The organism is Ectobacillus ponti, from assembly GCF_024294785.1.
Lineage (GTDB): Bacteria > Bacillota > Bacilli > Bacillales > Bacillaceae_G > Ectobacillus > Ectobacillus ponti.
This window is the reverse complement of sequence record NZ_JANCLT010000004.1, coordinates 69,843-83,104: the sequence shown is the minus strand read 5'-3', so window position 1 is coordinate 83,104 and position 13,262 is coordinate 69,843. Positions and strand designations below refer to the sequence as shown.

Here is a 13,262-nt window from a genome sequence, read left to right as displayed (position 1 = left end):
TAATAATTTTGGGAATAGACTGAAAACCGTGATAAGCGATGCTTGCTTCCGCGCCCAATGCTTCCGGCCGCACAAAAAAGCCGCCCTGTCCGGGCAGCTCCGCTACGCAAATGCATGTGCCAGCGTAGGTACAATCAAGAAATTCTCGTACTCGCTGACGCCGCCATGCGGCGCAATATAAACGGCATGCATGCCGAGCTTCAGGGCTGGCGCCAGCTCGTTGATAAAGTTATCGCCAATGGACACCACTTCGTCGGGGCGCACCCCGTATGTATGCACAATATGCTGCAGATGCTCCGCTGTCCGAAACGGCTTCAGGGCATCGGTAATTGTCATGTCGAATATGTCCGCAAGTTCGAGCCCCCGAAGCAGGCGGCGTACGTCCGGTCCATCCGAATTCGTGAGCAGCACGAGCGTTTTCTCACCCTTCATGCCGGCAAGCGCTTCCCGCAGCCCCGGTGTTTTCGGCAGGTGAAACTGGGGGGATGACATATAATCCTTTGTTTTGTTATAGCAGTGATAGGTATCCTTGGCGCCATAATGCGCACCGGTGACATACGGCAGCCACCAGCCGTCCCCGACCGCGATGTAGCGCGTCTCATCGTAGACAATTTGTCCCGGATAAGCCGCTCCCCTGTCACCATCCGACCAGGTCTGCCCTGTCCATGTCTGCACCTCCACCACAGTATGCGCCAGCGGGTCCAGCGTCAGAATGGCATCCTGCTCCATATCATACACCTTGCCGATGGAGAGCGCGTGCTTCCCCAGCTTCATCTCTTCATAGTCACGTACAAACAGCGGCTGCAGATCCGCGGGAAGCTCCTGCTTGATTTGCTCTGCGTAATAATCATAATGTTCCGTTCCTTCATACAGTGTGCCGTCAAGGTCAAAAATCAGAACCTTGCAGGCTTCCACAAGCTGCTTCATGCCTATGCCCCTTCCAACATTTACGATTTCGGCTTTGCCACATGCAAAACAAAGGTTTTTTCATACGGCTTGCCATCTACATACAGGGAAGCCCACATCTTGTACATCCCTTCCTCCGGAAACGTGACGGAAAATACGAGCTCCTTGCCCTTCTCATCCCGGACAGGCTCTGCATACAGCAGGTGCTTCCGGTTTTCATCAAGCAAAAGGAGCGAAGATACTTGTCCCGATGCAGATTGGAAGGACAGCTCCTTCCGATTTTGCGGCGTAAACTGGAATACAATGTCCGATGGCTGGCCCGGACGAAGCGCCGGAAATACAAGCGAAGCTTCATATGGCCCGACCTTCATGGAAAGCAGCGGGCTCGGCGCCAGCTTGGCCTTTGTCTCCTTTTTGTCCGTGCCTATCTTTACACTTGTGCGGGACACCGCCTCGTGCCCGTCTTTATTTTTCACATAGGCAAAGACTGCATATTCTCCTGTTTGCTTGAACGTGTAAGAAAAGGAGAAGGTGCCTGCGCCTGAGGAGGCTGGCCGGACCTCTTCATACTCCGCCAGTGACGGTGGAACAATGACTGCTCTTACAGCCCCGCGCGCCGTATCGCCCAGCCCGCGAAACGCTTCTCCCCGTTCGTTTTGCATGATGAACGAAACCTTTGCCTCTTTTCCCTTTTCCGCATTCTTCACATCCCAAACAACCTGATCCACACCGGCAGCTGTTTCTGTCTTTTGCCCCGACAGGCCGCTGCGCTGCAAATAAAACGCCAGGATGAACAGTGCCAAAAGTCCTCCGACTGCCATGGCTGCTCGCTTCACACGCATCCCCCAACAATTTTTTCCTCTATTGTAGCATAATCTCCAGAAAAAAGAGCATAAACAATCGTTTATGCCCGCAAAGAATCCTTCATTTTTTGCAGCCGCTCCTCCTCTGTAAGGCGCGGGCATGTGTAACAGGCGCCCTTGCTTGTCTTATAATTGAGGCAGCATGCCTTGCGCAGCAGCACATCCTCCTCCCTGCACGGATGCTTGACCGTACAAAAGGACATGCACAGCGGATTACAGGTGCCGTCAAACCATTGGGACGGCAGTGACTGCAGATATTGGAAATCATCACGGATGCGGGCGCGCACCCCTTCATCCATTTCCTCCTGCAGCCATGTCCGGTACATGACATGCATATAGAAGGCCACATGGGACCACATGGTCGCACATGGCAGGCGCGTCGCCTTTGACAGGGCATCAATCATGACCGCGATATGCTGGCTGAACAGGCGCTGCACCACCTGCTCGCGCCACTCATTGCGGTCTCCTTCCGTGAAATGCCGGACACAGGCTGCCTGGCAGTGGGCAAATACTTGTGTTTCCGTACACCGGAAGCACATATCGGACAAAGAAAGCACAGCTTCCGCATTCCAGCGGCTCATCGCCTCCAGCGCTGCCAAATACCCGCAATACCGCTTGATGAACAACGAAGCAGCCACGCGCTGATCCGGCGCCTGAAAGGTTTGGCGGATATGCTCAAGTGCCATTTCCACTTGACCGGAGAACAGCTGCTGGCCGGTTAAGTGGACAGATGTATCATCGCTTGTCTGACAAATGCGGTAGCGGTTCCAAAGTGCTTCCATATGCTCGTATGCGCCCCTTTCCTCTTTCTTTCAAGATATCAATAATGAGAATCATTGTCAATTGAAATTGAAAGGAAAGACAGAGAATTATTCTCTGCCCTTGTCCTCCGCTTCATAAGCCACCAGGGCCACACGCTTCCCCAGCTTCCGTTCAAACTCTTCCTCCATCTGCTTCAATCGCGCATGCATATACTGGTCAATGTGCGCCACCGTAAATCTCGTTCTCTTCATCGGTTATTCCTCATCTCCAAAGATGTCCTGCCCAATCATCTCATCAAATGAGAAGCCGCCAAGCGCGCCCTGCGCCATTTCTCCCGCCGCGCTGATTGTGCCGGTCGGGGAAACGCTCACTTCCCTCTGTACATGGACGCGCTCCTTCTTTTGCTGCCGTGATGCCGGGTCTGGCATAAGCACACCGCCTTTCTTTTTTCATAGCTTGCCCGCGCCGCCGCTGGACAATTCCTTCCCTTCCCCGCTGCGCCCCGGAATTTCCGCACTCAAAAGCGTACATACTACGAAAAGGAAATTTCCAATCTCTTCACATTTTACTATTCAATCGTTTCGGCCCTGGTATATAATTCATACTGCATCACTTATGAAGGAGGACTTATCAATGAGTGTACATATCGGAGCAAAGCAAGGCGAAATTGCCGAAACCATTCTGCTGCCGGGCGATCCGCTGCGCGCCAAATATATTGCAGAAACATTTCTCGGGGATGCGCAGTGCTACAACAACGTGCGCGGCATGCTCGGCTTTACCGGAACCTATAAGGGCAAGCGCGTCTCTGTACAGGGAACCGGCATGGGTGTTCCATCCATTTCAATCTACGTCAATGAGCTGATTCAAAGCTACGGCGTAAAGAATTTAATCCGCGTCGGCACATGCGGAGCCATCCAGAAGGATGTAAAAGTGCGTGATGTCATCCTGGCCATGACAACCTGCACCGATTCCAACATCAACCGTCTGACATTCCCGGGCTTTGACTTTGCGCCATGCGCAAGCTTTGATTTACTGAAGCGCGCCTATGATGCGGGGCTGGCGAAGGGCCTGAGCCTGCGGGTCGGCAACGTGCTGACAGCAGACACCTTCTACCGCGAAAGCATGGACATGGTGAAGAAGCTTGGCGAGTACGGCGTGCTCGCAGTCGAAATGGAGACAACAGCTCTCTATACGCTGGCTGCAAAATACGGCGTACATGCCCTATCCGTGCTGACAGTAAGCGATCACATCTTCACCGGTGAAGAAACAAGTGCAGAAGAGCGCCAGACAACCTTCAATGAAATGATTGAAATTGCGTTGGAAGCAGCCCTGCAATAAGACAAAAGCAGAGAAACTTGTCATACGTCCGGCAAGCTTCTCTGCTTTTTCTATGTGCGTTTCTGCCGCTGTCCCGGTATAATGGATACAAAATTCCTAGCGGGGTGGGGCTGTGAAACGACGAAGCATCGTCATGAAGCTGTTTTTGATCACGTCCGGTTTATTCATCGTGACGTTTCTCTTATTCTTTCTCGGCCAGTCGCTGTTTTTGGAGCGTTTTTATATAAACAAGAAAATCAACAACGTACAAAACGCCTTTGAAACCTTCGTGACATCCTATGAAAAAAGCAACCAGTCGCCTGATGCGCTGCGGAAGCTGCAGCAGATTTTCTATGAGCGGACAAACGCGCAGATTGTCCTGTTGGACCGAAACGGAGTCGTCCGCGACAAGAGCTACTATGATATGGTTGTCCAGGATGCCACTACAGGGCAAACCTTCCAAATTCCGTTAAACAATGTTCTGACGGCAGATGCCTATTCCGCCTTTATGCGCCTGCAGGCCGAAGCGGGTGCTGATGTATTGGTCCAGGGCATCCGGAAAGGCACAATGGTCATCCCCATTTTCATCCAGACAAACACAAATACATGGACGAACGAAAGTGTCGTGGACAGTCTGCGGTTCTTCGGCATTAAGCTTGCCGATTTGGGCAGCCTCCCCTCCTCCCAGAGTCTGCTGGTGACGGTGCGGGGGACGATTACCCAGCTGCATCTTCCCACGAAAACAGACGTACAGTTCGCCAACAATGTGGACATGCTGATTCAGGGCATTCAGCACTGGGAACTGTCAGTCCGGTTTGGCGAATCCGATCCGTCCGAGCTGACCACCTATTTGATGGAGGATGACAATGGGGTGAAAAACCAAATCTTTGTCAAGCCCATCATGCATAATGGGCAAGCAACCGAATTTGCCTTCGCGATGACTTCCCTGCAGCCTGTCAATGAGGCGATGGGTGTGTTAAAAAGCTATTATTTGTACGCCCTTCTCATTGCATTTGCTGTTATTATTCTGCTTTCCTTCTATTACTCCAAAATCATCTCCAAGCCGCTGCTGGAGATGAGTGAGGTCACGAGGAAAATGGCAGGCTTCGATTTCTCCGAGAAGCTGGCTGCCACGTCAAATGATGAAATTGGCAGCTTATCCGAGAGCATCAACACGCTGTCCGTCAATCTGAAGGACCGGATTGACAAGCTGCGGGTGGCAAATGAGAAGCTGAAGCAGGATGTTGAGCGGGAACGGCAGCTGGAACGGACGCGCAAAGAGTTTATCTCCGGCGTCTCCCACGAGCTCAAAACGCCGCTCAGCGTAATCCGCAGCTTTGCAGAAGGCATTCAGGACGGGGTCGGGCAGAATACAGACTATTACACAGAGGTCATTCTGGAAGAAGTCGAAAAAATAGACACGCTGATTGTGGATATGCTGGAGCTGGCCAAGCTGGAATCCGGCACGTATAAGCTGGACATGACAGCCTTCCCCATCGGGGCGCTGCTGCGCCAGGTATACAGCCGTCTGCTGTTTGGCGCTGAGGAAAAGGAGCTGCAGGTGCAGCTTGAAATTGACGACAGCCTGCTGGTGGAAGCGAACCGGAACCGCGTCGACCAGGTCATTGTCAACCTGCTGAGCAATGCAATCCGCTATGCGCCGGCCGGACAGCAGCTGATTGTATCTGCCGCTGCTGACGGACATCTGGTGAAGATCAGCATCTGGAACAGCGGCGAGCCCATTCCGCTGGAGAGCCTGGACAAAATTTGGGACCGCTTCTACCGGATTGATGCGTCGCGCAGCCGCCACACAGGGGGAACCGGACTGGGGCTTTCCATTGTCAAGAACATTCTGGAGCTGCACGGGGCACCGTACGGCGTAGAGAACAAAAATGGCGGGGTGGAGTTCTATTTCTTCCTCAGGCAAGCAGAAATCTAACATTTCTATCGGAATTTCACCTCAAGTTCACACCAAAAACACACCTCCCCGCTATAGTAAAAAGCAATATACCATTCCTCATAAGAGGATGTGCGGGGAGATGGATGACATGGATGAAATGAAACAAATGGGGCAGCCCATCCAAGACCAAACACAATTACAACAGATGAAACATATATTACTCCAATCTTCAAAGCGGGACGCGCTGCTGTTTATGCTGGCGGTCCACTCCGGGCTGAAGGTGAGCGAAATTTTGCAGCTCCGGGTGTCCGACGTTCTGGACGCGCAAAACCGGTTGCGCCGTTCCATCCTGTTTTACAATGAAAAAACAAAGAAGCATAAGTGGTTTGCCCTCAGCGAGGATTTGCAGCAGGCCATTTCGGATTACTTGGGCGAGCGCCGCTGCTATCATTTGCATGAGCCGCTGCTGAAGTCGCAAAAGGGCAGCGCCTCCATCACGCGCCAGCATGCCTGGTTCATTCTGAACAAAGCTGCCAAGGAAGCGGGGCTGGACGGCATCAGCGCGCACACCCTCCGGAAAACATGGGGCTACTGCGCTTACAAGTCCGGCGTAGACATTGCGTTCCTGCAGCACTTCTTTGAGCATCCGACACCGGCCAAAACGCTGAAGTACATTGGAATTGCCTAATTTTAGAAAACATTCACATTCCCCTCCCTCCTGTTATGGTACAATGACATAGGGAGGGATTCTGTATGGAAACATATATATTGGAAGTAGGATTATCGAAGGAAGCGCGGGAACGGCTTGATATGCTGCTGGAAAAACAGAGACGGCAGCATAGCGGCACAACAGAAAGTGATGTAGTTGAGAGTTTGATCATGCGGGCCTTTGTACAGGAAATCACGCCCTTTGATGCCAAGCAATTCCGCAGCGTACACCATCGTTCTATATAGGGCAACAGATCCCATCTGTTGCTTTTTATTTTTCTCTGCGCGGTCTGGGACAAAACAATCCGGCCAGCTTCTGCTCCCGGATGACCTCCGCCAGTTGCCGCCGGTCCTCTCTCGTTCCGGCGAGGATGCCCTGTTGCAGCAGAAGCTGCTCGAGCTCTGAAAATGCTGCTGCCCCGCCTGCTGCCAGGTGGGCAGCCACGGCAGCATGAATTTGTTCCTTTTTCATGTAATTCCCCCTCAAAAAGCCGTTGACAAAGATAATGATAATCGTTATCATCTAAGTAAGCAAGTGATATAAGTTGTTACCCCTCTTTTATATAAGCAAAGAGCCGTACATTCCCCCCTGTTTGTATGGCTCTTTGCTGTTCTAAAACAGCTGGATTTGCTCCGGTTCCTCTTCTCCCCGCTGTAAACCGAGGATGCGCATAAGCTGCTTAGCGTTGTCCGCGGCATCACCGCCGGAGTTGTTGTTAAAGAATACACAAATTTCCTTGGATTGCTGCTCCAAGCGGCGCAGGCCGGCCGCCCATTGCTGCAGCTCCTGCTCATTGTAGCGGTACAGGCAGCGGATGGCCCGCCAGTTCGATTGCCGGCGATTGTTCCAGCCGTGCACGTTCCGCCCGTGGAACCGGACAAGTGTCAGGTCCGGATGCGTCGCCTGCAGGACAGCCGGAATAGAGGCTGTTTCCGTCTGCGGCTCGTCACAGATGGTGTGGACCCACCTTTGCTTTTCCAAAAACAAAAGCGTCCGCTCCCGCAGCTCCGGGGCAAACCAGGATGCATGGCGAAATTCCACTGCACACGGAATACCATCCATCTTCTGCTTCGTGTAGATAAGCATATCCACATTTTTCTTCTGACAATCGAACCATGGCGGATACTGAAACAGCACCGCCTTCAGCTTCCCTGCCGCCCGCAGCGGCTCGATGGACTGCAGAAACGCCTCAAACATGGCATCCACGTTCGGAAACGGAAGGTCGCCCCGCAAATGCCCCGTCATGCCCTGATACGCCTTCACGACAAAGGAAAAGTCCGCAGGCGTTTCCTCCCGCCACTTTTGATAGTTTTTTAAGGATTGAATGGCATAGAAGGAGCTGTCGAGCTCCACGATGGAAAAATGGCGGCTGTACGCCGGCAGCTTCTGCCGCTGTGATTGTTTGTCAGGATACAGCGATTCATGGTCGCCCCATCCTGTCACACCTACTGAAATCATGGCACAAACATCCTTTTTTCGTTTTTTCCATTGTAGCAAAGCCCTGCCGCCTTGTCGAAGGCGCCGCTGCTTCATTTTACATACGGGCGCAGCATGCTATAATGGTCATGGCTCCGATTCACCCGGAAAATATAAGAAAAAAACGGAGGAAATTGTGAAACCTATTCAACCGACATTAGATCCAGAAAAAGAGCTGTTGTTCTACCGCAGATTGCTGCAGCATCTCCCAAATGGCATCACCTACCGCGACCCGGAATTGGGCCTGGAGCTGCATAAGCGGGAGGGCGGTTCTTCCGTTTCCCTGCAGGAGCTGCCTGCTCATTCTGCAGACAAACCCTTTCTCTCTCTCGGACAGGAGTATCAGTTCCCAGTTCCGTTCTCACAGGTTGAGCGTTGGCTGACACCGTTATTTGATGCGATTTCGCATCATATTACCTTTATTGATAAGAATGGCCTTGTCACCCTTTGCAACCATCGGGCAGCTGACGATTTTGGCTTTCACCGTGAGGACGTAATCGGCAAACCGATTGAGCGCCTGTTAAACCTCCCGCCCCACAAGATCAAGGCGCTGGAGACCTTGCGGACCGGACGGGAAATGTATGATGAAGAGGTACTCGACCAAAACTACGGCATCTGCAACAACCGGATTATTCGTGATGCAAACGGCGATATTTTCCGTGTCATGAGCGTGTTCCATTATTTGAACACAGAGCGGGAATCGGAAAAACTGGCCCTGGCCGGCCGCATTGCCGCCGGAATTGCCCACGAAATCCGCAACCCTCTCACCACGGTGCGCGGCTATCTGCAGTTTTTGCAGGACGATGTATCCTCAAGCATTCGCGAGCTTTTTGAGCAGCTGCTCATCCCGGAATTGGACAGGGCGAACGGGATCATTACGAAGTTTCTTTCCATCACGAAGGAGCATGACGTAAAAACCGAATTCTTTCCCATCAATGTGTTTCTGCGGGAGTATATACAGCAGCTCCTGGTCAGCGAAGCCTTTCTGCACAGCATTACCATGGAGTATACCCTGTCGCCTGATTTGGACGGCTGCTTCGTGCAGATGGACCGAAATGAACTGGTGCAGGTGTTCCTGAACCTGTTCCAAAATGCTGTCGATGCCAAAGGAGACCGTCCTCTGCACATCGTGATCAGCAGCAGGCTGGTGGATAACCAGGTTCGCATTACCTTTGAGGATAACGGGGCAGGCATTCCGCAGGCTATAATTGACTACGTTTTCGATCCATTCTTCTCCACCAAGGATGCCGGCACGGGACTCGGCCTGTCCGTGACGAAGAAAATCATCCAAAACCACAGCGGCAGCATGAAGGTGCGCAGCAGCGATGCCGGGACAATCTTCAGCATCTATCTGCCGCTCCACCGCCGCATGCCGGAATAGAAAAGTAACCGGCTGTCCTGCCGCAAAAGCATGCTTTTGCGGCAGTTTTCTTGCTCCCCCTGATTCCCTCATAATCTCCCGCACAATCGGATAAGCTACTTGTATCAATCCCATATGTAAATTTATTGCAGAATATGTGGTGTGGACAATACTCTGAATGTTAAGGTTTTGTAAAGATTCGCATGAAAATCTTTTAATTGTATGCATTTTTTTGTTAGAATGCGATTGTTGTGTTTTTATTATATCTTTTGTTGGAGGTTTCATTATGGTTTTCAAGGGAAAAAAGGATAAATTTTCCGACATGCTATCCAAGGTATCAGAAAATTTAAAAGAGGCTGCACAATTCTTTGCAGATTACAAAATCAAGAATGCGAGCGACTTGAAAGAGTTCTCCATGCGGATGAAGCAGTATGAAACAACCGGCGACACATTTATGCATGAAATCATTATGGAGCTGAACAAAGCATTCATCACGCCAATTGAGCGCGAAGATATTCTACAGCTGGCCATGAGTCTTGATGATGTACTGGACGGACTGGAGCACTCAGCCGCATTATTTGAAATGTACTCCATCACACAAGCAGATGATTTCATGGTGAAATTCGTGGATGCCATCAATGCCTGTGCAAAGGAAATTGCGGATTCCATTGAATTAATGTCCAATAAAAAGCTGCTGGACATCCGTACAAATGCCATCAAGATTAAAGACTATGAGTCCACTTGCGATGACATCCTGCGCCATTCCATTAAGCACCTGTTCTCTATGGAAAAGGACCCAATCAAGATTATCCAGTACAAGGAAATCTATGAAAACCTGGAAGAAATTGCGGACAGCTGCCAAGGCGTAGCGAACGTTCTTGAAACCATCATCATGAAGAACGCATAAGGAGCAGTCATAAACCAATGGATACATTGTTCATACTAACGATTCTCATTGTTATCGGCGCTTTGGCTTTCGACTTCATCAACGGCTTTCACGATACAGCCAATGCCATTGCCACTTCCGTTTCGACAAAAGCATTAAAGCCGCGCCAGGCCATTTTGCTGGCGGCTACCATGAACTTTATCGGCGCAATGACATTCACCGGAGTTGCCAAGACGATTACAAAGGATATTGTTGATCCGTTCACACTCGGCAACGGCTCTCTCGTGATTCTGGCAGCACTGCTTTCGGCTATTTTCTGGAACCTGCTTACTTGGTACTACGGAATTCCAAGCAGCTCCTCCCACACACTGATCGGCTCCATTGCCGGGGCAGCCATTGCATCAGCAGGCTTCGGCGCCCTGAACTACGCCGGGTTTTTAAAAATTTTGCAGGCGCTGATTATTTCGCCGGTTTTGGCTTTTGTCCTTGGCTACATTGTCTATACGATTATCAAGGTGCTGTTCCGCAATCACAATTTGACAAAGACGAACAAGCGTTTTCGTATCTATCAAATTTTGACAGCTGCCTTGCAGTCCTACTCACACGGGACAAATGATGCGCAAAAAGCAATGGGGATTATCACCTTGGCCCTCATTTCCAACAAATATTTAACAACGACAGACATCCCATTCTGGGTTCAGGCTTCCTGTGCCATCGCCATGGGTCTTGGCACGTCCATCGGCGGCTGGAAAATCATTAAAACAGTCGGCGGCGGCATCATGAAAATCCGTCCGGTAAACGGCGTGGCTGCGGACCTGACATCTGCCGCCATCATCTTCGGGGCAACCTACGTTCATTTGCCGGTAAGTACAACACACGTCATCTCCTCTTCCATTCTGGGGGTTGGGGCTTCTCATCGTGTAAAGGGTGTCAAATGGGGCACAGCGCAGCGTATGCTGATCACATGGGTCATCACCCTGCCGATTTCCGCAACGATTGCAGCCTTGCTTTACTTCCTGCTGAACTTAATTTTCTAATGAAAAAAAGACGGGCTCCCCGTCTTTTTTCATGCCTGCACCAAGCACTCCACAATGAATAACTGAGACATATATAGATGAAAGAAATCGTCTCCCCCATTCGCAATGAACACATAATCCGCATAGGCTGTTACAGGCGAGGCGGCGTAGGGTGTAAGCAAAATCAGAACGGCGCCCTTGTCCTTCGCCTGCTGCACCATCTCCATGATATCCGGCGCTTTGTCGTCGGCACAAATAACAATCACGACATCTCCCTTTTGAATGACACGCGCCAGCATCTCATACATGTGGTAGTCTGAAGCCGCATAGGCGCGCTTTCCTGTCTGCCAAAACCGGTTCTGGGCCGCCGCAGCGCTGACACCGGATACCCCCATGCCAAACAGGTGAACGCACTCCGCTTTCTCAATTGCCTCTTTCGCCCGGCTCAGCGTGTCCTGGTCCAGGAAGCCGGCTGTCCGGTCCATGCTGGCCGCTGCCTCCTGCAGCACATGCTCAGCTGTACCGCAGGAGGCGGCAGATTCCTCCGACTCCTTCGCCAGTCCGATTTTCAGTTCTTGGTACCCTTTATACCCAATCTTGCGGCATAGGCGCAAAATTGTCGCCTCCCCGACACCCGCCAGCTGCGCCAGCTCCGTCACAGAGGCATACATTACCCGCTCCGGTTCTGCCAAAATGACCTGGGCCGCCTTCTGCTCCGCCTTGGTGAAGGAGGGGGAATAGGTTTCAAGCCTGCCCCTTACCGTATAGTGTGAATCCTTCATTTTACCGCCCCTTTTTCGCAATCTTCCTGTCAAAAGTATACCAAGTCTACGGCCGGATTGACATATTTCCATAAGAAAAGCCACCGGGAGATTTGTCAATTCGTGTATAATAAACGTATGCAACATGCAAAAGAGGGGATGTTTCTAGATTGGACTACATATTCTTACTACTCATCGGCCTGCTGGCCGGAACAGTGGGCAGCCTTGTCGGGCTCGGAGGGGGCATCATCGTAGTGCCGCTCTTGGTCGGACTTGGCAATCTGAGCTTCCTGCACACTGTATCACCTCAAATGGCGGTCGGCACCTCCATGGTAACAGTTCTGTTCACCGGGCTATCCTCCACTCTCACCTACATGAAGCTCAAACGGGTTGACTACAAAAGCGGACTTGTCCTGTTTATCGGCAGCGGGCCTGCCGGTATTCTTGGATCCTATGTCAATAAATTCATGAACCTGCAGACATTTAACCTGTATTTCGGTTCCTTCATGATTTTGGTTGCCCTCCTGCTGATTGTGCGCAACCGGCTCAAGCCGCTGCCGCTGACAGGAAAGGGAGTATGGCGCCGGACCTTTACTGATGGAGAGCGGACCATGGAATACGGATTTAACCCATGGCTGGCCATCCTCATTTCAGTGGCGGTCGGCTTTATTTCCGGCTTGTTCGGCATCGGCGGCGGCTCCCTGCTTGTTCCGGCCATGGTGCTGCTCTTTTCCTTCCCGCCCCATGTGGCTGTGGCGACCTCCATGTTCATTCTGTTCCTGTCCGCCATTGTCAGCTCCGGCACACATATTGCCCTTGGCAATGTGAACTGGCTGTATGCCGCGGCTCTCATTCCCGGCGCCTGGTTCGGCGGCAAGCTCGGCGCCTATATTAACACGCGGCTCAGCGGGCAGGCTGTCATCAATGCCCTGCGGATCACCCTGATCCTTGTCGGCATCCGGCTCATCTGGTCGGCTGTATAAGAAAAGCGGAGGGGCCTCGTTTGGCTTCCAGAAGGGAGGTTCCGGTTGCTAAAAGGCGCTTTTTGCCTTTTATGCGGCCGGGTTCTCCCTGGCAGGAAGCCGGGCCCCGCAGCTGGACATAGAGAAAAGCGGAGGGGCCTCGTTTGGCTTCCAGAAGGGAGGTTCCGGCTGCTAAAAGGCGCTTTTTGCCTTTTATGCGGCCGGGTTCTCCCTGGCAGGAAGCCGGGCCCCGCAGCTGAACATAGAGAAAAGCGGAGGGGCCTCGTTTGGCTTCCAGAAGGGAGGTTCCGGTTGCTAAAAGGCGCTTTTTGCCTTTTATGCGG

General features: G+C 51.8%; 16 protein-coding genes. 8 read left to right on the top strand and 8 right to left on the bottom strand.

Annotated elements, in window-relative coordinates; translation table 11 throughout:
• Positions 1–102: 102 nt before the first annotated feature.
• The 5 genes from NK662_RS09165 to NK662_RS09145 all read right to left on the bottom strand — a co-directional run bounded on the left by NK662_RS09165 (position 103) and on the right by NK662_RS09145 (position 2,959).
• Positions 103–927 (bottom strand): HAD family hydrolase, encoded by an 825-nt coding sequence (locus NK662_RS09165; RefSeq protein WP_254758625.1) that lies wholly within the window; start codon positions 925–927, stop codon positions 103–105.
• 20 nt (positions 928–947) lie between these two features.
• Entirely contained in the window at positions 948–1,742 is a 795-nt protein-coding gene (locus tag NK662_RS09160) for a DUF8832 domain-containing protein (RefSeq protein WP_254758624.1), read from the bottom strand.
• A 68-nt stretch (positions 1,743–1,810) separates the two neighbouring features.
• Positions 1,811–2,551: an IucA/IucC family C-terminal-domain containing protein gene (locus NK662_RS09155; RefSeq protein ID WP_254758623.1), complete on the bottom strand. Its 741-nt coding sequence runs from the start codon at positions 2,549–2,551 to the stop codon at positions 1,811–1,813.
• 87 nt (positions 2,552–2,638) lie between these two features.
• Entirely contained in the window at positions 2,639–2,782 is a 144-nt protein-coding gene (locus tag NK662_RS09150) for a hypothetical protein (protein ID WP_254758622.1), read from the bottom strand.
• A 3-nt stretch (positions 2,783–2,785) separates the two neighbouring features.
• Positions 2,786–2,959, bottom strand: a complete 174-nt coding sequence (locus NK662_RS09145) for a hypothetical protein (RefSeq protein WP_254758621.1) — start codon at positions 2,957–2,959, stop codon at positions 2,786–2,788.
• Between the two features lie 205 nt (positions 2,960–3,164).
• Between NK662_RS09145 and deoD the strand changes: the two genes are divergently transcribed.
• The 4 genes from deoD (at position 3,165) to NK662_RS09125 (ending at position 6,702) form a co-directional block, all read left to right on the top strand.
• A complete protein-coding gene (deoD, locus tag NK662_RS09140; protein WP_254758620.1) occupies positions 3,165–3,869 on the top strand; it encodes a purine-nucleoside phosphorylase in 705 nt (234 codons plus the stop codon).
• 112 nt (positions 3,870–3,981) lie between these two features.
• Positions 3,982–5,787, top strand: a complete 1,806-nt coding sequence (locus tag NK662_RS09135) for a sensor histidine kinase (protein WP_254758619.1) — start codon at positions 3,982–3,984, stop codon at positions 5,785–5,787.
• A gap of 118 nt (positions 5,788–5,905) precedes the next feature.
• Positions 5,906–6,436 (top strand): tyrosine-type recombinase/integrase, encoded by a 531-nt coding sequence (locus NK662_RS09130; RefSeq protein WP_254758911.1) that lies wholly within the window; start codon positions 5,906–5,908, stop codon positions 6,434–6,436.
• 65 nt (positions 6,437–6,501) lie between these two features.
• Entirely contained in the window at positions 6,502–6,702 is a 201-nt protein-coding gene (locus tag NK662_RS09125; protein WP_254758618.1) for a DUF3924 family protein, read from the top strand.
• Between the two features lie 25 nt (positions 6,703–6,727).
• On the opposite strand, the gene NK662_RS09120 is transcribed toward NK662_RS09125, so the two are convergent.
• Together NK662_RS09120 and NK662_RS09115 are read right to left on the bottom strand one after the other, a co-directional pair.
• Positions 6,728–6,928 (bottom strand): hypothetical protein, encoded by a 201-nt coding sequence (locus NK662_RS09120; protein WP_254758617.1) that lies wholly within the window; start codon positions 6,926–6,928, stop codon positions 6,728–6,730.
• Positions 6,929–7,069: 141 nt separating this feature from the next.
• Positions 7,070–7,915, bottom strand: a complete 846-nt coding sequence (locus NK662_RS09115; protein WP_254758616.1) for a DUF72 domain-containing protein — start codon at positions 7,913–7,915, stop codon at positions 7,070–7,072.
• Between the two features lie 151 nt (positions 7,916–8,066).
• On the opposite strand from NK662_RS09115, the gene NK662_RS09110 reads away from it, so the two are divergent.
• The 3 genes from NK662_RS09110 (at position 8,067) to NK662_RS09100 (ending at position 11,216) form a co-directional block, all read left to right on the top strand.
• Positions 8,067–9,314: an ATP-binding protein gene (locus tag NK662_RS09110; protein WP_254758910.1), complete on the top strand. Its 1,248-nt coding sequence runs from the start codon at positions 8,067–8,069 to the stop codon at positions 9,312–9,314.
• A 265-nt stretch (positions 9,315–9,579) separates the two neighbouring features.
• Entirely contained in the window at positions 9,580–10,200 is a 621-nt protein-coding gene (locus NK662_RS09105) for a DUF47 domain-containing protein (protein ID WP_254758615.1), read from the top strand.
• A gap of 17 nt (positions 10,201–10,217) precedes the next feature.
• Positions 10,218–11,216: an inorganic phosphate transporter gene (locus tag NK662_RS09100; protein ID WP_254758614.1), complete on the top strand. Its 999-nt coding sequence runs from the start codon at positions 10,218–10,220 to the stop codon at positions 11,214–11,216.
• 29 nt (positions 11,217–11,245) lie between these two features.
• Here the strand turns inward: NK662_RS09100 and NK662_RS09095 are convergent, their stop codons facing one another.
• Positions 11,246–11,977: a MurR/RpiR family transcriptional regulator gene (locus NK662_RS09095; protein ID WP_254758613.1), complete on the bottom strand. Its 732-nt coding sequence runs from the start codon at positions 11,975–11,977 to the stop codon at positions 11,246–11,248.
• Positions 11,978–12,126: 149 nt separating this feature from the next.
• On the opposite strand from NK662_RS09095, the gene NK662_RS09090 reads away from it, so the two are divergent.
• Complete coding sequence (locus tag NK662_RS09090; RefSeq protein ID WP_254758612.1) at positions 12,127–12,939, top strand: sulfite exporter TauE/SafE family protein; 813 nt, start codon at positions 12,127–12,129, stop codon at positions 12,937–12,939.
• Positions 12,940–13,262 lie beyond the last annotated feature (323 nt).